The organism is Mesorhizobium sp. L103C131B0 (assembly GCF_000502275.1).
Taxonomy (GTDB): domain Bacteria; phylum Pseudomonadota; class Alphaproteobacteria; order Rhizobiales; family Rhizobiaceae; genus Mesorhizobium.
In genome coordinates, this window is record NZ_AYXC01000002.1 from 686892 (window position 1) to 704676 (window position 17785).

General features: G+C 64.0%; 20 protein-coding genes, 1 tRNA gene and 1 pseudogene. 10 read left to right on the forward strand and 12 right to left on the reverse strand.

From position 1 onward, the window contains the following. Positions 1–8: 8 nt before the first annotated feature. The 3 genes from X730_RS158040 to X730_RS158030 are packed head-to-tail and all read right to left on the reverse strand — an operon-like array spanning position 9 to position 2678. A complete protein-coding gene (locus X730_RS158040; protein WP_023753453.1) occupies positions 9–860 on the reverse strand; it encodes an ABC transporter permease in 852 nt (283 codons plus the stop codon). Then, the gene (locus X730_RS158035) at positions 847–1671 is read right to left on the reverse strand and encodes an ABC transporter ATP-binding protein (protein ID WP_023690277.1); all 825 of its coding nucleotides are present in this window, start codon (positions 1669–1671) and stop codon (positions 847–849) included. Before X730_RS158035 ends, X730_RS158040 begins: the two co-directional genes overlap by 14 nt. Positions 1672–1673: 2 nt before the next feature. Continuing rightward, positions 1674–2678, reverse strand: coding sequence for an ABC transporter substrate-binding protein (locus tag X730_RS158030; protein WP_023825788.1), 1005 nt, complete (start codon positions 2676–2678; stop codon positions 1674–1676). Between the two features lie 257 nt (positions 2679–2935). Here X730_RS158030 and X730_RS158025 point away from each other — a divergent pair, with 257 nt between their 5' ends. Further along, entirely contained in the window at positions 2936–3319 is a 384-nt protein-coding gene (locus X730_RS158025) for a RidA family protein (RefSeq protein ID WP_023825789.1), read from the forward strand. A gap of 53 nt (positions 3320–3372) precedes the next feature. Then, positions 3373–4176: a creatininase family protein gene (locus tag X730_RS158020; RefSeq protein WP_023670776.1), complete on the forward strand. Its 804-nt coding sequence runs from the start codon at positions 3373–3375 to the stop codon at positions 4174–4176. Between the two features lie 9 nt (positions 4177–4185). On the opposite strand, the gene X730_RS158015 is transcribed toward X730_RS158020, so the two are convergent. Then, positions 4186–4695: a tyrosine phosphatase family protein gene (locus X730_RS158015; RefSeq protein WP_023690280.1), complete on the reverse strand. Its 510-nt coding sequence runs from the start codon at positions 4693–4695 to the stop codon at positions 4186–4188. Beyond that, entirely contained in the window at positions 4692–5747 is a 1056-nt protein-coding gene (gene cobD, locus X730_RS158010; RefSeq protein ID WP_023825790.1) for a threonine-phosphate decarboxylase CobD, read from the reverse strand. The genes X730_RS158015 and cobD overlap by 4 nt, the downstream gene beginning before the upstream one ends. Here cobD and cbiB point away from each other — a divergent pair. Next, positions 5746–6723 (forward strand): adenosylcobinamide-phosphate synthase CbiB, encoded by a 978-nt coding sequence (cbiB, locus tag X730_RS158005; RefSeq protein WP_023825791.1) that lies wholly within the window; start codon positions 5746–5748, stop codon positions 6721–6723. The genes cobD and cbiB overlap by 2 nt on opposite strands. A 145-nt stretch (positions 6724–6868) precedes the next feature. Here the strand turns inward: cbiB and X730_RS158000 are convergent, their stop codons facing one another. Further along, positions 6869–7864, reverse strand: coding sequence for an aldo/keto reductase (locus X730_RS158000; RefSeq protein WP_023703777.1), 996 nt, complete (start codon positions 7862–7864; stop codon positions 6869–6871). Positions 7865–7960: 96 nt separating this feature from the next. On the opposite strand from X730_RS158000, the gene X730_RS157995 reads away from it, so the two are divergent. The 4 genes from X730_RS157995 to X730_RS157980 all read left to right on the forward strand — a co-directional run bounded on the left by X730_RS157995 (position 7961) and on the right by X730_RS157980 (position 11290). Beyond that, positions 7961–8851, forward strand: coding sequence for a LysR family transcriptional regulator (locus X730_RS157995; RefSeq protein WP_023825792.1), 891 nt, complete (start codon positions 7961–7963; stop codon positions 8849–8851). A gap of 151 nt (positions 8852–9002) precedes the next feature. Beyond that, a complete protein-coding gene (locus X730_RS157990; protein ID WP_023687445.1) occupies positions 9003–9581 on the forward strand; it encodes a cytochrome b in 579 nt (192 codons plus the stop codon). A gap of 68 nt (positions 9582–9649) precedes the next feature. Next, positions 9650–10225, forward strand: a complete 576-nt coding sequence (locus tag X730_RS157985; RefSeq protein ID WP_023672273.1) for a YceI family protein — start codon at positions 9650–9652, stop codon at positions 10223–10225. A 78-nt stretch (positions 10226–10303) separates the two neighbouring features. Next, the gene (locus X730_RS157980; RefSeq protein WP_023825793.1) at positions 10304–11290 is read left to right on the forward strand and encodes a Gfo/Idh/MocA family oxidoreductase; all 987 of its coding nucleotides are present in this window, start codon (positions 10304–10306) and stop codon (positions 11288–11290) included. A gap of 84 nt (positions 11291–11374) precedes the next feature. On the opposite strand, the gene X730_RS157975 is transcribed toward X730_RS157980, so the two are convergent. Both X730_RS157975 and X730_RS01000000164220 read right to left on the reverse strand, forming a co-directional pair. Beyond that, positions 11375–12169, reverse strand: coding sequence for an alpha/beta hydrolase (locus tag X730_RS157975; protein ID WP_245261304.1), 795 nt, complete (start codon positions 12167–12169; stop codon positions 11375–11377). Positions 12170–12194: 25 nt separating this feature from the next. Further along, complete coding sequence (locus X730_RS01000000164220) at positions 12195–12587, reverse strand: VOC family protein (RefSeq protein ID WP_245261305.1); 393 nt, start codon at positions 12585–12587, stop codon at positions 12195–12197. Between the two features lie 147 nt (positions 12588–12734). Between X730_RS01000000164220 and X730_RS157970 the strand changes: the two genes are divergently transcribed. Together X730_RS157970 and X730_RS157965 are read left to right on the forward strand one after the other, a co-directional pair. Then, positions 12735–13043 carry a hypothetical protein gene (locus X730_RS157970; RefSeq protein ID WP_023825795.1) on the forward strand — a complete coding sequence of 103 codons (309 nt, stop codon included), beginning with the start codon at positions 12735–12737 and terminating at the stop codon, positions 13041–13043. A gap of 32 nt (positions 13044–13075) precedes the next feature. Next, on the forward strand, positions 13076–13966 hold the full coding sequence (locus tag X730_RS157965) for a sigma-70 family RNA polymerase sigma factor (protein WP_023825796.1): 891 nt from the start codon (positions 13076–13078) through the stop codon (positions 13964–13966). 30 nt (positions 13967–13996) lie between these two features. Here X730_RS157965 and X730_RS157960 read toward each other — a convergent pair whose 3' ends face one another. Then, positions 13997–14725 carry a GntR family transcriptional regulator gene (locus X730_RS157960; RefSeq protein ID WP_023714481.1) on the reverse strand — a complete coding sequence of 243 codons (729 nt, stop codon included), beginning with the start codon at positions 14723–14725 and terminating at the stop codon, positions 13997–13999. Between the two features lie 147 nt (positions 14726–14872). Here X730_RS157960 and X730_RS157955 point away from each other — a divergent pair, with 147 nt between their 5' ends. Then, positions 14873–15415: an autotransporter gene (locus X730_RS157955; RefSeq protein ID WP_023825798.1), complete on the forward strand. Its 543-nt coding sequence runs from the start codon at positions 14873–14875 to the stop codon at positions 15413–15415. A 99-nt stretch (positions 15416–15514) separates the two neighbouring features. Here X730_RS157955 and X730_RS1000000168510 read toward each other — a convergent pair. The 3 genes and pseudogenes from X730_RS1000000168510 to X730_RS157945 form a co-directional block, all read right to left on the reverse strand. After that, a pseudogene (locus X730_RS1000000168510) lies at positions 15515–15661 on the reverse strand (LysR family transcriptional regulator); the annotation flags it as partial. A gap of 38 nt (positions 15662–15699) precedes the next feature. Next, positions 15700–15776: transfer RNA gene (locus X730_RS157950), tRNA-Arg, on the reverse strand. Between the two features lie 195 nt (positions 15777–15971). Then, the gene (locus X730_RS157945; RefSeq protein WP_023672265.1) at positions 15972–17504 is read right to left on the reverse strand and encodes a HAMP domain-containing sensor histidine kinase; all 1533 of its coding nucleotides are present in this window, start codon (positions 17502–17504) and stop codon (positions 15972–15974) included. Between the last annotated feature and the right edge of the window lie 281 nt (positions 17505–17785).

A 17785-nucleotide genomic window follows, 5' to 3' on the forward strand; every position in this document is an offset into this window, starting at 1 on the left:
CCAACCCCCTACCGCTCCTGCTTCAGCGCGCTCTCGTGCCAGCGGCGCAGGATGAGATGCGATATCAGCGACAGCACCAGGAAGATCAATATGCCGGTGAGCGAGATCAGGATCAGCGCCGCGAACAGCCTGGGCGCGTTGAGCCGGTAGCCGGCCTCGATGATCCGCGAGGCGAGCCCCGACGACTGCCCCTGCGCGCCCGCGACGAACTCGGCCACCACGGCGCCGATCAGCGACAGGCCGCCGGCTATCTTCAAGCCTCCTAGAAAATACGGCATGGCCGCCGGCAGTCTGAGATAGCGCAATTGCTGCCAGCGCGTCGCGCCGTTGAGCTTGAACATGTCGCGCAGATTGCGGTCGACCGAATTGAGGCCGAGCGTGGTGTTGGACAGGATCGGGAAGAACGCAACGATCCAGGCGCAAAGCAAAAGCTTCACCGTCTGGTTGTCCACATAGATGTTGATGAGCGGGAAGACCGCCACGATCGGCGTTACCTGCAGCACGATGGCGAAGGGAAAGAACGACATCTCCACCCATTTCGATTGCGCAAACAGCACCGCCAGTCCGACGCCGCCGACGACCGCGAGCAGCAGGCTGAGAAAGGTTATGCGCAACGTGACCAGCAGCGCGGAGAACAGGAGCCCGGCATCGCTATAGAGCGTCCACAGCACCACGCCGGGGCGCGGCAGGATATATTGCGGGATCGCGTTCCACACGCAGATGCGGTCCCACAGCCAGATCGCCAGGATCATGATCGCCAGCGGCAAGACCCACCGGCCGATCCGCTCCAGCCGCTCCTGGCGTACACGGCCGGCCTCTTCCGCGTCGAGCGTTGCGGCATTCTGGTCAATGGCCGTCATGGTGCGGTCCGGCTGATGTGTTGATGGCGTTGACCAGGATGTCCGAGGCCTGGCGGCAGAGCGCGGCATAGTCGGGCGAAGTGCGGAACACCTCGTCGCGTGGATAGGCGGCATCGATTGCCAACTCGGCATGGACGCGGCCCGGCCGCGCCGCCATGACGACGACGCGGTTTGACAGGAACACGCTTTCGAAGACGCTGTGGGTGACGAAGACGACGGTGAAGCGCTCGTCCTGCCACAGCTCCAGAAGGTCGTTGTTGAGCTTGAAGCGGGTGATCTCGTCGAGTGCCGCGAACGGCTCGTCCATCAACAGAATGCGCGGCTTCGTCACCATGGCGCGTGCGATCGAGACGCGCATCTTCATGCCGCCGGAAAGTTCGCGCGGCACGGCGTTTTCGAAACCGGTCAGGTGCACCCGCTCCAGCATCTCCATCACCACCGGCGCCGCTTTGGCACGCGACACGCCTTTCAGCCTGAGCGGCAGCCAGACATTGTCGAAGACATCGGCCCAGGGCAGCAGCGTCGGTTCCTGGAAGACGAAGCCGATATTGGCGCGGTCGATCGAACCGCCCCAGTCGAGCTGACCGGATGTCGGCGTCGACAGGCCCGCGATCAGCCTCAACGCCGTTGACTTGCCGCAGCCGGACGGCCCGAGAAGGCTGACAAAATCGCCCTCGCGGATGGCGAGATCGACGTCGCTCAATGCAGTCACGCCATTGGAAAACACCTTGCCGACATGGCGCAGCGTCAGCAGCATCGGGCCTTCACCCGATGCCGTCATGGGCGCCTGCGCCATCTTTTCCAGCTTCACGACTACTTCTTCAGCTCGATCCCGACACCTTTGTTGATGAAGGCCAGCGTGTAGGCCTTCTTGATATCGATGCCCTCGGGCGTGACCTTGGCCTTGACCATCTTGTCATAGAAGCTCTTGATCCGGTCTTCGTTCATGGCGCCGATGCCGAGCTTTTCGGTGTCGCCGGAATCGGCCAGGCCGAACTTCTTCATCTGCTCGATCGAGAAGGCAATCTGCTCGTCGCTCATGTCGGGATTGTCTTTCTTGATCATCTCGTTGGCGGCCTTGTTGTCGCCGTAGAGGTAGTTGTACCAGCCCTTGGCCGAGCCATCGACGAAGCACTGGACCACCTCCGGCCGCTTGTCGATCGTGTCCTGCATCACCTCGATCGTAGTCGAATAGGTGTCCCAGCCATAGTCGGCGAGCAGGAACTGGTTGGGCACGAAGCCGCCTTCCTTCTTGACCGCAAAAGGCTCCGAGGTGACGTAACCCTGCTGGATCGACTTCTTGTTGGCCAGGAATGGAGCGGTGTTGTAGGTGTAGGGCACGCGCTTGGCGGCATCAAAACCGAGATCGATGACCATCCACTGGAAGAAGGTCTGGACGCCCTCGTCGCCGAGAATGTACTGGTCGGCGTTCTTCAAATCCTCCCACTTGTCCAGCCCCTGCCCCGGGTGGGACATGATGACTTGAGGGTCCTTCTGGAAATCGGCGGCGACGACGCGCATCGGGATGCCCTGCTGGACGGCGTCGAAGGCCGACAGCAGATTGCCGCCCATGTAGAAATCGAGCTTGCCGGCCAGCAGCAGCGGCCGCCCGCTGACCTGCGGACCGCCCTGTGAAATCGTCACGTCGAGGCCACAGGCGGCATAGGTGCCATCGGCGACGGCCTGATAGTAGCCGCCATGCTCGGGCTCGGCCAGCCAGTTGGTGCCGAAGGTAACCTTCTCGTTTGCTGCAGCACCGAGCGTGCCGGCTCCGAGCAGCGCGATCGCCAGCGCTGAAATCTTCTGTTTTCCGTACATCGACACCACCCTTTGTTGGCTCCGGAACGTCACGCGCCGGGCTCGACACCATTGATCCAAGAAGCAAGACACATGCCACCGCCCGGACCGCCTGCTTCTCGCGGCGATCATTGCCAAGACCGGGCGGGGCCATGCTGTGCGGAAGGCATCGTGCCTATTTTTTGGACGCCTGTCCACAATCGCCCTTGTGCCATGCACCACATCTTGAACGTACTATCGGTCACGTCTTAGGCTGGTCTCGCAGACAGGAGATTGCCATGTTCAGATACCTCGCGCCGAAGTCGATCAAGCCGCCTTTCGCCCGCTACAGCCACGGCGTCGAGGTGCCGCCAGGCAAGCGGCTGGTTCTGTGCTCCGGTCAGGTCGCCATCACGGCGGACGACGAGATCCCCGAGGATGCCGGCGCGCAGGCCGAGCTCTGCTTTCAAAACATAGCGGCGATTCTGGCTGAAGCCGGGCTGGGGCTAGGCGACATCGTGCGCATCAACGCCTACGTCACCGACCGCGCCTTTCTGCGGCCCTATATGGACGTCCGCGACCGCTTGTTTGCCAGCCCCGCGCCCGCCTCGACGCTGATGATCGTGTCAGGCTTTGCGCGGCCGGAGTTCAAGGTCGAGGTCGAGGCGATTGCGGCTGGGTGATCGACAGGCGACGTTTGGCGCGCTAGGTCTCCCTCATAGTCAAGAGGCATGACATGACCGTTGCAAACAGACGAGTTTGGTGGGGCGACTACCGGACCACCGAATACGCCGCGATCGATCCGGAGGCGACGATTGCCGTGCTGCCGGTGGCGGCGATCGAGCAGCACGGCCCGCATCTGCCTGTATCAACCGATACCTCGATCATGAACGGCATGCTGGAGACGGTCATCGCCCGCCTGCCCGGCGATCTCGACATCCGCATCCTGCCGGTCCAAACGGTCGGCAAGTCGAACGAGCATCTGCAGGCGCCGGGCACGCTCACCCTGCCGGCGGCCACCCTGGTCGATGCCTGGACCGAGCTTGGCCTGTCCGTTGCCCGCGCAGGCGTAAGGAAACTGATCGTCGTCAACTCGCATGGCGGCAATGAAGAGATCATGGGCATCGTCACGCGCGAGCTGCGCGTGCGTGAGAGGATGCTGGCGGTGAAGACCAGCTGGCAGCGCTTCGGCCGCCCCGCCGGCATGTACACCGAGCTGGAAGACCGCCATGGCATCCATGGCGGCGACGTCGAGACCTCGTTGATGCTGCATTTTCGCCCGGAGTTAGTCGACATGGCCAAGGCCGACAATTTCGCCTCCAAGGTCGCCCGCGCCGAAACCGAATTTGCGCTGCTGCGCCACACCGGAACGCACGCTTTCGCCTGGATCGCTGGGGATCTCAACCCCAACGGCGTGGTCGGCGATGCCAGCATTGCCACGGCCGAGAAAGGCCGACTGACGGCGGAGCATCAGGCCGACGGCTTCATCACCCTGTTGAAGGATGTGCGCAAGGCGAAGCTTGCCGACTGGCTGGCATAGCGGGCCGCCTTAGCCGTCGATCTTCAACACGAAAGGCGTACCCTCAAAAGCATCGGCGCCGCGTCCGATCGCCTCGATCGCTTCGATCATGCGGCCTTGTCGTGAGAGCAGAGCATCCGCGACGGCGATCAACCGTGGATTGGGTGTCGCCGAGGGCGAAAGCTTCCGCAATGTCTGCGCAAGTTCGACTTCGTCGCGCTTCGGGGCGAGCGCCGCCGCAATGATATAGGCCGAGGCGGTCGAGCGGCTGATGCCGGCATAGCAATGGACGACCATGGGTTTGGCGCGGTCCCATTTCCGGGCGAAATCGAGCAGATTGCGCACATGGCCTTCGCCGGGCATGGTCATGCCGTCCTGCGCCACCGCGATGTCGTGCATGACCAGATGCAGGTGGTTTTCCCTCGCGATTGAGGCCGGCCGCGTCACCTCGGTGCCGGCAGCGAGCAGCGACAGCACGCGCTCGGCGCCGCTTTTGGCCACCGTCTCCTCAAGCTTTGCCAGCGAACAGATATGGATCATGGCGCGATCTCCTTCGACCCATCGTCGCGCCGTGCGCCCCAGTCGGCAAGCGCCGATTCAAGCCGCTGCCATTCCTCCTGACTTCCAGGCAGCCCCGCGCGGAGCACCTGGGGACGCTCGGAAAAATGCCTGAGCAATATGCCGCGCTCACCGAGCGTCGAAAACAGCCCCGGTGCATCGGCAAGCCGGAGATAGCGAAACAGCGTCGTGCCGCCGGCGACAGCAACGCCAAAGCGCGAAAGCAGCGCATCGAGCCGCGCCGCATCCTGCGCCAGCCGCCGCCGCATGTCGGCCTGCCAGCCGCTGTCGGCAAGCGCGCGGATGCCGTATTCGAGCGCTGGGCCGGCGACCGCCCAAGGGCCGAATTGCGTTTCAAGCCTTTCGACCGTCGCTGCATCGGAAAGTGCGAAGCCGAGCCGCAGGCCGGCGAGACCGAAGAACTTGCCAAACGAGCGCAGCACGACGATGCCGCCCCGCCCGACATCGCCGGCCAGGCTTTCCGCGTGCGGGCCGACATCCATGAAGGCTTCGTCGACGACCAGCTGACCGCCTATGGCGCGCAATGTCTCGGCAAGCCGAAGCAGCCTTTCCCGCGACACGACTCGCCCGTCGGGATTGTTGGGATTGACGACGATGGCAATTTCGGCTCCGGCAAGCGCCTCGAAATCGTCGACCTCCGCCACCGCATGGCCGGCAATCGCGGCGGCCCTGGCATGCTCGGCATAGGTCGGCCCGAGCACCAGCGCCTTGCCGGGGCTGACCAGCGAGGCGACGCGCGGCAGCAGGATCTGCGTGCCCGGGGCGACCACCACATTCTCGGCCGAAGGCGCGCCATAGGCGCCGGCCGCGACCCTGGCCAGCTCACGCAGGCGCGCGGCCTCCGGCAATCGTGACAGGGCGGTGGCGGGCAGCTCGAAAAGCGGGTAGGAGTGCGGATTGATACCTGTCGAGAGATCGACGAAAGGTTGTGGCGCGTGAGGGAAGAGCGCCCTCGCCCGGCCAAGGGATCCACCGTGATCCACCACAGTAATCGCTCCATCAGAAAGCTTCATGTCGATCCTGATCGCTTTCCTGTCGCTGGCCATCGAACGCATCCTGGGTTACCCGGACTGGCTGTTCCGTGCCGTCGGCCATCCCGTCACCTGGTTCGGCAGGCTGATAGCCTTTCTCGACCTCAGGCTCAACCGCGACACTGATTCCGACGCGCTGCGTCGCCGCCGCGGCGTGCAGGCGCTGCTGGTGATCGTGCTGGTGCCGGCGGCAATCGCCTTCATCGTGCAAATCCTGCTCTGGCAGCTCTTTCCTGCCGGCATGATCATCACGGCAATCCTGGCCTCGTCGCTGCTGTCGCAAAAGAGCCTTACCGAACATGTCGAGGCGGTGGCCGATTCGCTGGATACCGGCGGGCTGGCGCTCGGCCGCATTGCGGTTGCGCGCATCGTCGGCCGCGATCCAGAGAAGCTCGACCATGCCGGCGTCAGCCGCGCCGCCATCGAAAGCCTGGCCGAGAATTTCTCCGACGGCATCGTTGCGCCCGCCTTCTGGACAGGTGTCTGCGGTCTGGCCGGCGGCGTCGCCTACAAGGCCGCCAACACCGCCGATTCGATGATCGGCCACCGCACCCCGCACCACGAGGCCTTCGGCCGCGCGGCGGCACTCTTCGACGACTGGATCAACCTGCCGGCGTCCCGGCTGACCGCGTTGCTGATCGTTGCCGCCGCCTTTCTCGTTGACGGCGCCGATCCCCGCAACGCCTGGCAAGCAGTGCGGCGCGACGCCAAAAAGCACCGCTCGCCCAATGCCGGCTGGCCGGAAGCGGCAATGGCCGGCGCACTCGGCCTGGCGCTCGCCGGCCCGCGCAGCTATGGCGGCGTCATCGTCGAGGACGCCTATATGGGCGAAGGCGGTAGGCGCGCGGCGGAAAGCCAGGACATCAGGCAGGCGCTGAAATTGTACCAGGTGGCGGACTATCTGCTGATTGGGCTGTTCGGGTTGCTGTCGGCGGTGCTTATCGCGGTGACGTTCTGAGAGCTTACCGTCGCCTTCCTTTACCCTCCCCCTTGTGGGGAGGGTCGGCGCGAAGCGCCGGGGTGGGGGACTGCGTACTACGAGAACCCCCACCCCGATCCGCTTCGCGGATCGACCCTCCCCACAAGGGGGAGGGTAAAGGCACTCACCCATTCACCAGCGCCAACAGCTCCTCCGTATAGCGCTTGCCAACCACCTTGTCCGGCGACAGCGCATCGCCGATCGCCGCGACCTCAGCCGCGCTCAGCTCGATCCCGACCGCCGCCGTGTTCTGCTCGAGATGGCGTATCTTTCTTGCGCCGGGGATCGGCACGATGAAGTCGCCCTGGTGCAGCACCCAGGCCAGCGCCAGCTGGGCCGAGGTGACGCCTTTTTCCACCGCCAGCTTTTCCAGCGTCGCAACGACCTTGGCATTAGCGGCCATGGCGTCGGCCTGGAAACGCGGCAAGGTCCGGCGCCAGTCGTCGTCGCTGAGGGCCTCGGGCTTGGCGATGGTGCCGGTGAGCAGGCCGCGACCGAGCGGGCTGTAGGGGACGAAGCCGATGCCGAGTTCGCGGCAGACATCGAACACTTCGTCTTCGGGGTCGCGGCTCCAGAGCGAATATTCACTCTGCACGGCAGCGATCGGATGCACGGCGTGCGCCCGGCGGATGGTGGTGGCACTGACCTCCGACAGGCCCAGCGCCCGCACCTTGCCGTCGCGCACCAGTTCCGCCATGGCGCCGACCGTGTCCTCTATCGGCACGCCGGGATCGACGCGGTGCTGGTAGTAGAGGTCGATGACATCGGTATCGAGCCGTTTCAGCGAGGCTTCCGCCACTGCCTTGACGTGCTCCGGGCGGCTATCGACGCCAACCATACGTTCGAGGCCTGAGCCTTCCTCGGAAATCTTGAAGCCGAATTTGGTGGCGATCGTCACCCTGTCGCGCACCGGCTTCAACGCCTTGCCGAGAAGTATCTCGTTCTCAAAGGGGCCGTAAACTTCGGCGGTGTCGAAAAACGTCACGCCGATCTCGACAGCGCGGCGCAAAGTGGCGATTGCGTCGGCCTCTGCCTGACCGCCATAGGCGAAGCTCATGCCCATGCAGCCGAGGCCGACGGGGAAGACTTCGAGTTCAGTACCAAGTTTGCGGGTTTTCATGGCGCGTCTCCTTGTTGCGATGAAGGAGAGATAGTGCCTGGTCTTACGTTCGATAATTGGCTGTCATTCGCACGGGCTGTTCTATAAAATAGATCAATGAATCGAGCGCATCTTTCTCAACTGGCTGTGCTGGCGACAGTCGCCCAATGCGGCAGTTTTCGTGGCGCGGCGCGCGAATTGGCCATTGCGCCTTCAGCGGTGAGCCATGCCGTGTCCAGCCTGGAGGCGCGGCTCGGCGTGCGGCTTTTGGCGCGCAGCACCCGCAGCGTGGCACCAACGGAGGAGGGCGCGCAGCTGCTCGAACGGCTGCGGCCGGCGCTGTCCGAGATCGATCTGGCGCTGGAAACGGCGATCGAGGCGCGCGACCGGCCGGCCGGGAACCTGCGGCTGACCGTGCCGCGCACCGCGGCCCACCTGGCATTGACGCCCAGGCTCGGCGGCTTTGCCGCGGCCTATCCTGACATCGTGCTGGAAATCGTCATCGAGGATCGCTTCACCGACGTCGTCGAAGGCGGCTTCGATGCCGGCGTGCGGCTCGGTGAAAGCCTGCAGCGCGACATGATCGCGGTGCGCATCGGACCGGACCTTCGCGGCGCCGTGGTCGGCGCGCCATCCTATTTCGCGACCATGCCAAGACCCCGCCATCCGCGCGATCTTGCCGACCACCGCTGCATCCGCTTCCGTTTTTCCAGCGGCATTCTTTACCGCTGGGAATTCGAGAAGGATGGCGAAGAGATCGAGATCGCGGCGCAAGGGCCGCTGATCCTCGACGAAGACCATCTGATCGCCGAGGCGGCGGTCGACGGCGCTGGGCTCGCCTTCGTCTTCGACGATTATGTGCGCGCGCCGCTCGCCGACGGTCGCTTGATCCGCGTGCTGGAAGACTGGTGTCCGCCCTTCGACGGTTTCTTCGTCTACTACCCCAGCCGCCGCCAGATGCGCCCGGCGCTGCGGGCGTTTGTGGATTTCTTCAAGGTCGGTGCTTAGCCACCTCCCCCTTGTGGGGAGGGTCGATCCGCGTAGCGGATCGGGGTGGGAGTCTTCGTAGGGCGCTACCCCCCCACCCCGTCGCTTCGCGCCGACCCTCCCCACAAGGGGGAGGGTGGAAGAAAGCCCAGCTGCCATTCGTTCACCAGCCATGCCGGCATTCATCACCAACAACTCAACCCGCTACGGCTGGGCGGCGATCGTCCTCCACTGGCTGATCGGCATCCTGTTCATCGGCCAGTTCATGCTCGGCTTCATCATGGTGCGGTTGACCAGCCAGCGCACCGCCTTCGAGCTGATCCAGCTGCACAAATCCTTCGGCTTCCTGCTGCTCGGCCTCCTCATCCTGCGCATTGCCTGGCGGCTCGGCAACGCGGCCCCGGCCTTGCCGGCCTCGGTCGGAGGCCTGGAGCGTCGGACGGCGCCGCTGGCGCATCTGGCACTTTATGGCTTCCAGCTCGCGGTGCCGCTGTCCGGCTGGGCACTGGTTTCGGTGTCGATGCTGGAGATCCCCAGCATGCCGTTCAACCTTTTCGTGATGCCGAACCTGCCGCTCGGCGTGTCCGATGCGGCGGAAAACTTCTGGGCGGTAGCACACTGGTATCTCGCCTATGCCGGCATTGCCTTGGTTGCGCTGCATGCGCTGGCGGCGCTGCGGCATCATTTCTGGCTGCGCGACAGCGTGCTCACGCGCATGATCACGCCTTCGTCAGATCAGGACATGGAATAGCGCGCGCCGCGCATTCGTTCATTGGAGTGAGGGCGCAACACTTCGCCTGCCCCAGAAGGACAAAACCCATGTATGCGCGCATCTTCGGATTGGCGGCTGTTGCCGCTTGCCTTGCCATGCCTGTCTCCGCCGCTGTGGACCTCGGCGACGCCGCCGGCAGCTACACGGTCAACCCGGCCAGCTCCAGCATTCGCTTCTCCATCGGCAAGGTCGGTGGCGGCGGCCTCGACGGCGCCTTTGGCCGCTTCAAGGGCTCCATCCGCATCGACAACAGCGATGTCGGCCGTTCCGCGGTCAACTTCACCATCTATCCCGAAAGCGTCGGCACCGGCCAGGGCCGCATCGACGCCTTCCTGCGCTCCGATGCGGTGTTCGACGTGGCCAACAGCCCCGAAATCCAGTTCCGCTCGACCAGCGTAACCCGAACCAGCGACACCACGGCGCTGGTCAGCGGCCGGCTGACGGCGCGCGGCAAGACGTTTGCGGAAAAGTTCACTGCCGAGCTCGGCGGGCTGAAGGGTGGCGTCATTAAGTTCCACGTCACCGGCAAGGTGCTGCGCTCCCGCTACGGCATGGATGTCGGCACGCCGATCTATTCGAATATTGTCGATTTCGACATGACGCTGACGGGCAAGCGAGGCTAGCAGGACCAGCGATCCGCATTGGCTTTTCCCGCAATTTCGGGCAAACCTCCTCGCCTGTATATCGATAGGAGAAGCCTGATGTTCCGATGGGGTGTTTTGTCGACGGCCAAGATCGGCCGCGAGCAATTGTTGCCGGCAATCGTCGAGGCCGAGAATGGCGTTTTGTCCGCGATCGCCAGCCGCGACCTGTCGAAGGCCGAGGCCCTGGGCGAGCGGTTCGGCGCCAGACATGCCTTTGGTTCGTATGAGGAGCTGCTCGCTTCGAAAGACGTCGACGGCGTCTACATCCCGCTGCCGACCTCGCAGCATGTCGAATGGACGGCCAAGGCCATCGAAGCGGGAAAACATGTGCTGGTGGAGAAGCCGCTAGCGCTCGACGCCAAGGACATCGCGCCGCTGATCAAGCTGCGCGACAGCAAGAAGGTGCTGGTCTGCGAGGCCTTCATGGTCATCTACCACCCGCAATGGATCAAGGTGCGCGATCTCATCGCCGATGGCGCCATCGGCCGGCTGCGCCATGTGCAGGGCGCCTTCTCCTATTACAATGTCGATCCCACCAACATGCGCAACCAGCTCGATCTCGGCGGCGGCGCGCTGCCTGATATCGGCGTCTATCCGACGGTGTCGACGCGGTTTTCAACCGGCAAGGAGCCGCTCCGCGTGCAGGCGACGATCGAGCGCGACAAAAAATTCGGCACCGACATCTACTCCTCGATCCGCGCCGATTTCGGCGACTTCGAACTGTCCTTCTACCTCTCGACGCAGATGGCAGCGCGGCAGGTGATGGTGTTTCACGGCGAGAAGGGTTTCATCGAGGTGTTCTCGCCGTTCAATGCCGGGCTCTACGACCATCACCGCATCGAACTGCACAACCAGAACCATACGGAGGCGCAGGTGTTCCGCTTTCCCGGCACCCAGCAATACCGGCGCGAGGTCGAGACGTTTGCCAGGGCGGCACAGGGTGGCAAGGAGCGTGTCTTCACGCTGGAGGAGTCCGTGCTCAACCAGAAGGTCATCGACGCCATCTTCCGCGCCGGCGGCAAGGAAGGCTGGGAGGCCGTCTGATACAGCAATCTTAGCCGGTAATTTCATGGGAGAAGGGCGTCCGCATTGTGCATGCGGACGCCCTTTCCTATTGAACTGACGATCTCACGCGCCTCTGAGCGTCAGGTGCAAGGTCTCGGCGAAGCGGTCGGGATAGGGCGCAAAGCCCATGTGGTCGCCGGGGAAGGCGGCGCGCTTGCTGCCGAGCCTGTCGGCCAGCGCCTTGCCCATGCCGTCGATCGGCTGGCCGACGGACTCTTCGCCGATGCCGACCACGACCGGGCGGCCGCGCAGCGCCTCGATATCGGGACGATAGAGCGACAGCGGCATGACGCCATGCGCCAGCCAGTATTCGAAATTGCCGCTGACCCTGGCAAAGGTCTCGGCCTCCTCGGGCGACGGTTCGAACGAAGGCGGTCCGTCCTGCGGCCCGGCTTCATCCTGACCCGGCCCTTCCGACAGGCTGTTCTCGCTGAAGAATTTCTGCATCGCCGCCTCGACACCGTCGTCGAGCAGCATCATGCTGGGCGGCTCATGCGCCACCAGTGCACGAACCCGGCCGGGATGGCGGGCGGCGAGGTTGAGCCCGATCTGGGCGCCGCCGCTGGTGCCGAACACATAGGCCGGTCCGGCGCCAAGCGCCTCGATCAATCGCGCGGCATCGTCGCCATGGACATCGAGGTCCTGCTCTTGCGGCTCTCCGTCGAAGGTGCTGCGCGAATTGCCGCGCGGATCATAGGCGACCACCGTGTAGCGGTCGGCGAGGTGGCCCGCGACATCGGCGAAGACGCCGGCGTCCTGCGGTCCGCCGGGGATTATCAACAGTACGGGGCCGGAACCGCGCATCTCATAATAGAGGCTGGCGCCCGGTACTTTCAGCGTCGACGTTTGGGGGGTCATGTCCATCTCTCCTGTTGTTCTCATGTCAAAGTTCGGCTTTGCGCCGGGTCCGATCATTTGCTGGCGACAACCATGCGGTTGCCCTCGCTGTCGCGAATTCGGCGACCGTGCGGCCCGGCTGCCAAGTCGCTTCCTGCGGCTCGGTGATGATTTCGACGCCGCGCGCCTTCAGGCCCGCGACCGTTGCCTCGACATCGCCATCAACGAGCACCAGCACGGGCTCAGTGCCCGGCGTGTCATCGGGGCGTTTGACGAAATGCAAATTGGTGACGGCGCCGGGAAATGTCAGCTCGATCCAGCGCCAGCCGCTGTCGCCCATCAGCTGGTCCTCCGCCACCTGGCAAGCAAGATGGCCGGTGTAGAAGGCCTTGGCGCGGTCCTGGTCGAACACCGGCAATTCGGCAAACTGGATGTGCATGATGGGTCTCTCCTGCTCCTCGATGGCTGCCGCGCAGCCGTCCACGGGAAAGACGATCCGGACGATCGAAAAGATTCGCCGGGCGACGAATCTTTTCGAGGCCGCGAAACGTCTTCTCCGTGCAGAGTTGAAAAACAGGAGACGACAATGGGCTACAATCTCATCCGCTACGGCGTGAAGGACGAAAGCATCGCCGAGAACCGTATGCTGGTTGCACAGGTGTTCGAGGCACTCGACGACACGAAGCCGCAATCTGTGCGCTACCTCGTCCTGGAACTGGAGAATGGCGAGTTCATCCATCTTGTCAGCCAGGATGGCGGCGGCCTGACGGGGCTCGCAGCCTTCAAGGCCTTCAGCGCCGATCATGCCGGACGCCGCTCGACGCCGCTTGCCAGATCGCCGGCAAAGATCGTCGGCAATTATCGTATGCTGGCCGGCGAGGTCGTGCCGGCTTGAATGCAAAGACCGGCATTTTGGGAACGGACAGGATGAACACAGCAAAACTCGACCGCGTTGCCCTGGAGGCGATGCTCGGCTCCTTGCGACCGAAGCTGCACCGCTACTGCGCCCGCATGGCCGGCCCGGTGATCGATGGCGAGGACATCGTCCAGGAGACACTGATCAAGGCACTGCAGGCCATCGACGGCGACGCCGCGGTCGAGCGTCCGGAGCAATGGCTGTTCCGCATAGCCCACAATGCCGCGCAGGATCATCTGCGCCGGCGCCAGCGGGAGCAGGCGCGCATGAGCGAGACCGACATGACGACGATCGAAGACCCCTCCGCAAGCGCCGATGCGAGGCTCGCCACCGCCGCCAGCCTGCGAAGCTTCATGCAGCTGGCAACAGTGCAGCGCAGCGCCGTGATCCTTGTCGACGTGCTTGGCCTCAGCCTGCACGAAACCTGCGAAGTGTCCGGCGCGACGCTGGCCGCGACCAAGGCAGCGCTCCATCGCGGGCGGTCGCAGCTGCGCCTGCTGGCGTCACAGGACGAGCAGGCGCCTGCCCCAAAACTCGACGCCGGTGACGAGCGGCGCCTGCGCCGCTATGTCGACCTGTTCAACGCGCGCGACTTCGACGCCGTGCGCGCGTTGATCGCCGAGGACATCCAGCTTGAAGTCGTCAACCGCACCCGCATGCGCGGTAAGGCGCAAGTTTCCAACTATTTCGGCAATTACGACCGTGTCCAGGACTGGGCGCTGTCGCTCGGCTTCGTCGACGGCAGGCCGGCCATCCTGATCCGCAGCCCGCAAGCGGGAGATGACGCCGTGCGCGGCTTCATGCTGGTCGACTGGCAGGATGGAAAGGTCAGCCATATCCGCGATTTCCGCTACGCGCCCTATTGCCTTGCCGATGCGGACATCCGCTTCATCGACGAGTAAGCATCGGCCAGAGAGCGCGGGCTTCGCGCCTCAGGCGAAGCTTTGCAAATTGGCGTCCTGCAGCTTGGAGCCGGCGAGCAAGGCCTCGAGCACCTGCTTCTTGAGCGACAGGCACTGCGAGCGGGCAAGCTTTGCGATGGCCGAGACTTCGGCCAGCTCGCAGGCAAGCACCAACTCCTTCTGCTGGCCGATGATCGCTTGCGTGAAGTCGCGCGATTTGAAGCCGAGATGGAGGACACGCTCCGACTGGTCGAGCGTTTGGTCGAGCAGGCGAACCAGCCGCAGATTGCCGGAGAGTTCGGCCAGGGCCAGGCGAAAGGCGCGGTCGGCCGCCAGAAAGGCGACATGGCTGCGCAGCGTCTCCGGCTTCAGCACCTTCTGCGCCGCCAGCCTGATGTCGTCGAGCCCGCGTTCGGTGAGGTTTGCCGCGGCCACCCGGAACACTTCCGGTTCGATCAGGCTGCGGACGTCGAAGATCTCGTTGACGTCGCGCAGGCTAAGCGGTGCGATGACATAGCCGCGGCGCGGCTCGCTCTTGATCAGCCCTTCCTGCGTCAGGCGGGCCAAAGCCGAGCGGATCGTCGCCTTTCTGATCTGGTAGCGGTCGCCGATCTGCTTTTCGGTCAGGCTTTCGCCGGGTTGCAGGACGCAGGCGACGATGTCGCTCTTCAGCTGCTCATAAGCTTCCTCGCTGCGCAATATGTCGGCGGTCGACGGCGCCTTGACGGCGGACGGTGACACTGATTTCGGAAGAGCCATATCTGCCTGCCCGTTTGGTCTGCCCGTGTGGTCTGCCCGCGTAGTCTGCTTGCCCGTTTCGACCATCCGGTTGACGGGTCTGCCGGCATTCGCTAGCCTGAGCATCTCAGTTGTATTGGTTGAGCTTCCCAATGGAGATGACGACAAATGTCTCTTGCCGCCAACTCGCCTCTCTACGCCGTAACCGCCGATATCGTCAACGCAGCCAAAGGTGCTCATGCCTTCGAACGGGTCAAGGCGGTGCTGCGCGAACACACCGATCGCTTCCATGCATCAGGCGTGCTCGCGCATGAGGAAGACGACGATGAGGTGCTGCTGCATGCCAGCCCTGACTTGACCATCTACCACATCACGCTGTCGCCCGGCCTGCAGTACCCGCCGCACAACCATCTGATGGATGCGCTGATCGGCATCTACAAGGGCAGCGAGACCAACTTCATCTATCCCGTCGACGGCAGCGAGATCGATGCGCCGGAACGCCACGACATCGCGGCGCCCGCGGTGGTGCATATTAACCCGGATACGGTGCATGCGGTCGCCAACACCGGCAGCGCCCGCTCGGGCGCACTGCATGTCTATCTCGGCAATCTGACGGAGACCCACCGCCACATGTGGAGCCCGGACAGCACCCACGCCGAGCCGTTCGACAATGAGCGGTATCTGGCTGGGGCGAGGCCGATTGGGCCCTGATCCGGGAAAGCGGAAGAAAAGTGAGCCTGCTGCGCGGCGGCGCGAGCGAGCGTTCCGCGTCGCCGCGCCCAGATAACAGTCGCCGCGTACCGGACCATTTCAAGAACATCGCAGCGCGTTTATAGCGCAGTCAGGCTGACGACTGGGGTAATAAATGAAGAAGCCCGGAATAGGCGGCGTCCAGTTCTCCAGTACTCGAATGAGGCGGTGCTCAGCAACATGCTCTTCATATGCGAGCCCAAGACCGGCTAGCGGATCGCAGGAAATCACAGTTTCGGCGGGAATGGCGCGCCCGAAGAGATTCGAACTCCTGACCCCCAGATTCGTAGTCTGGTGCTCTATCCAGCTGAGCTACGGGCGCGCAACAGGCCATGCTTTACATAGCCCCGCTAACCGATCCTGACGACCGGCCGCGACAAGACGTGTTCCCTAGCGACTGAATTTCCGAAAAGCAAGCCAATCCGGCAAAAGTTTTGTCGCAGCTGCTTTCGACGGTGCCGATCAAGGGGTGCTGAGATTCAGCTCAGTCCGGCTTCGGCTGAATATTAAATACAGCTCAGGCAGGGCGGCGCAGGCCGTTGCGGGCCTGGTCGAGGCGGACCGGCTGGTCGGGGATGGTGACGGCGAAGGTGGTGCGGCCGCCGATCGATTCGACCAGCTCCACCGTGCCGCCATGGGCGCGGATCAGTTCGTGCGCGATGGCCAGGCCAAGGCCGGTGCCGCCGCTGCGGGCCGAGCCGCGAAACGCCGCGAACAGGTTTTCTCGCGCCTTCGCCGGCAGGCCGGGACCGGTGTCGGTGACAATGATGCGGCTTACGCTGCCTATGCGCTCGGCCGATACGGCGAGCCGGCGCACCAGCGCGCTCTCGGCGTCGGCCGCCATCGCCTGCACCGCATTGCGGCACAGATTGGTGAGCACGCGAAACAGCTGGTCGGAATCGGCATCGACCTCGAAAGCGAGCTCGACGGCATTGACGAACTCGATGCCGTCCTCGATGTCGAGCAGGCCGTGGACGTCGTCGACCAGCTGGCGCAGCCGCAAGCGGCGGCGTGAGGGCGCCGGCTCCTGCGTGCGACCATAGTGGAGCACGCCTTCGGAATAGGAAACGGCTCGGTCGAGCGCGCGCAACAGCTTTGGCGCGAAGGCCTGCACCGTCGGGTCCTTGACCAGGCGCAAGCGGTCCGACATCAGCTGCGCCGAGGCCAGGATGTTGCGCATGTCGTGGTTGATCTTGGAGACGGCGAGGCCAAGGTCGGCAAGGTGCTTCTGCTCCGACAGCATCTTTTGCAGCCGTTCCTGCATCTGCGACAGTTCGCGCTCGGCAACGCCGATCTCGTCGGCACGGGCGGCCGGGTGGATGATGCGCCCTGGATCGTCGGGCGCCTCGGAAAAGGACAGCATCGAGCGCGTCATGGTGCGGATCGGGCCGATCATGATCAGGTCGATCGCGGCATAGACCAGCATTGCGGTGAACAGCGAGATCAGCAGCGAGACGAAGGCGACGTTGCGCGAATAGCGCAGCATGGCGTTGCGCAGGGAATAGTCGGGCATGATCAGCTCGAATTCCTTGTCGCTGTCGCCGACCGGGCCGAACACCCTGAGCATGCGCTTGCCGCCGAAGAACAGCGTATCCAGCGCCCCGGTCATGCCCTTGATCATGCCGACATTGGCGATATCGATATGCTCGTCGACCTGCGGCGGCATCTCGGCCACCACCAGCAGGCGCGACACGCCGCCGTCGCGCACCGCGATCGCCTTGGCGCCGATTGCCATCAGCACGTCGTTCTGGGCGGCGCGGGAGAGCGAATTGGGCTCGCCCTGCACCAGCACGATCGACACCGCGGCAGCGGTGCTTAGCCGCTCCTTCAGCCAGGCCAGGCGGTAGCTGGCGATCCAGGGCAGGAAAATGAGGACTTCGGCCAGGAGCACGAAGACAATGGTGAGCAAGAGCAGCTTGGTCGACAGGCCGCGCGCCAAGGGCACTGAACGATTGGGCACCGAACGGCTCGCAACCGGGCGAACGGTCGCCGGGCTGGCATCGGCTGTCGCCGGGCCGCTCCCTTCATCCGCTGATGCAACTTCGCTCATTAAGGCCTGTCTTCACAAACGCTTGATCGGTTGAGATTAGGCGATTGCGGCTTTTTTGCCAATTTCATCCTTCGTTGGACGATGGTGCCAGCAATAAAAGACCGCCTCGAACTGGGTGTTCGCGCTGCGACGAACTCATAGTTCGCGCTGCGACGAACTCATAGTTCGCGCTGGATTGACTCCCAAAACCCTTCTTTCTATAAGCCGCTCACGCTCGGGCCATTCGTCCCGGCGCGGTTTCGATCGCGCCAATGCCGGCCCGGCAAAGCTCCTGTTACACA

Bases quoted from the DNA above. Each gene is read 5' to 3' on its own strand.
- X730_RS158040 (WP_023753453.1), bottom strand. From the start codon at position 860: ATGACGGCCATTGACCAGAATGCCGCAACGCTCGACGCGGAAGAGGCC.
- X730_RS158030 (WP_023825788.1), bottom strand. From the start codon at position 2,678: ATGTACGGAAAACAGAAGATTTCAGCGCTGGCGATCGCGCTGCTCGGA.
- X730_RS158025 (WP_023825789.1), top strand. From the start codon at position 2,936: ATGTTCAGATACCTCGCGCCGAAGTCGATCAAGCCGCCTTTCGCCCGC.
- X730_RS158020 (WP_023670776.1), top strand. From the start codon at position 3,373: ATGACCGTTGCAAACAGACGAGTTTGGTGGGGCGACTACCGGACCACC.
- X730_RS158015 (WP_023690280.1), bottom strand. From the start codon at position 4,695: ATGATCCATATCTGTTCGCTGGCAAAGCTTGAGGAGACGGTGGCCAAA.
- cbiB (WP_023825791.1), top strand. From the start codon at position 5,746: ATGTCGATCCTGATCGCTTTCCTGTCGCTGGCCATCGAACGCATCCTG.
- cobD (WP_023825790.1), bottom strand. From the start codon at position 5,747: ATGAAGCTTTCTGATGGAGCGATTACTGTGGTGGATCACGGTGGATCC.
- X730_RS158000 (WP_023703777.1), bottom strand. From the start codon at position 7,864: ATGAAAACCCGCAAACTTGGTACTGAACTCGAAGTCTTCCCCGTCGGC.
- X730_RS157995 (WP_023825792.1), top strand. From the start codon at position 7,961: ATGAATCGAGCGCATCTTTCTCAACTGGCTGTGCTGGCGACAGTCGCC.
- X730_RS157990 (WP_023687445.1), top strand. From the start codon at position 9,003: ATGCCGGCATTCATCACCAACAACTCAACCCGCTACGGCTGGGCGGCG.
- X730_RS157985 (WP_023672273.1), top strand. From the start codon at position 9,650: ATGTATGCGCGCATCTTCGGATTGGCGGCTGTTGCCGCTTGCCTTGCC.
- X730_RS157980 (WP_023825793.1), top strand. From the start codon at position 10,304: ATGTTCCGATGGGGTGTTTTGTCGACGGCCAAGATCGGCCGCGAGCAA.
- X730_RS157975 (WP_245261304.1), bottom strand. From the start codon at position 12,169: ATGACCCCCCAAACGTCGACGCTGAAAGTACCGGGCGCCAGCCTCTAT.
- X730_RS01000000164220 (WP_245261305.1), bottom strand. From the start codon at position 12,587: ATGCACATCCAGTTTGCCGAATTGCCGGTGTTCGACCAGGACCGCGCC.
- X730_RS157970 (WP_023825795.1), top strand. From the start codon at position 12,735: ATGGGCTACAATCTCATCCGCTACGGCGTGAAGGACGAAAGCATCGCC.
- X730_RS157965 (WP_023825796.1), top strand. From the start codon at position 13,076: ATGAACACAGCAAAACTCGACCGCGTTGCCCTGGAGGCGATGCTCGGC.
- X730_RS157960 (WP_023714481.1), bottom strand. From the start codon at position 14,725: ATGGCTCTTCCGAAATCAGTGTCACCGTCCGCCGTCAAGGCGCCGTCG.
- X730_RS157955 (WP_023825798.1), top strand. From the start codon at position 14,873: ATGTCTCTTGCCGCCAACTCGCCTCTCTACGCCGTAACCGCCGATATC.
- X730_RS157945 (WP_023672265.1), bottom strand. From the start codon at position 17,504: ATGAGCGAAGTTGCATCAGCGGATGAAGGGAGCGGCCCGGCGACAGCC.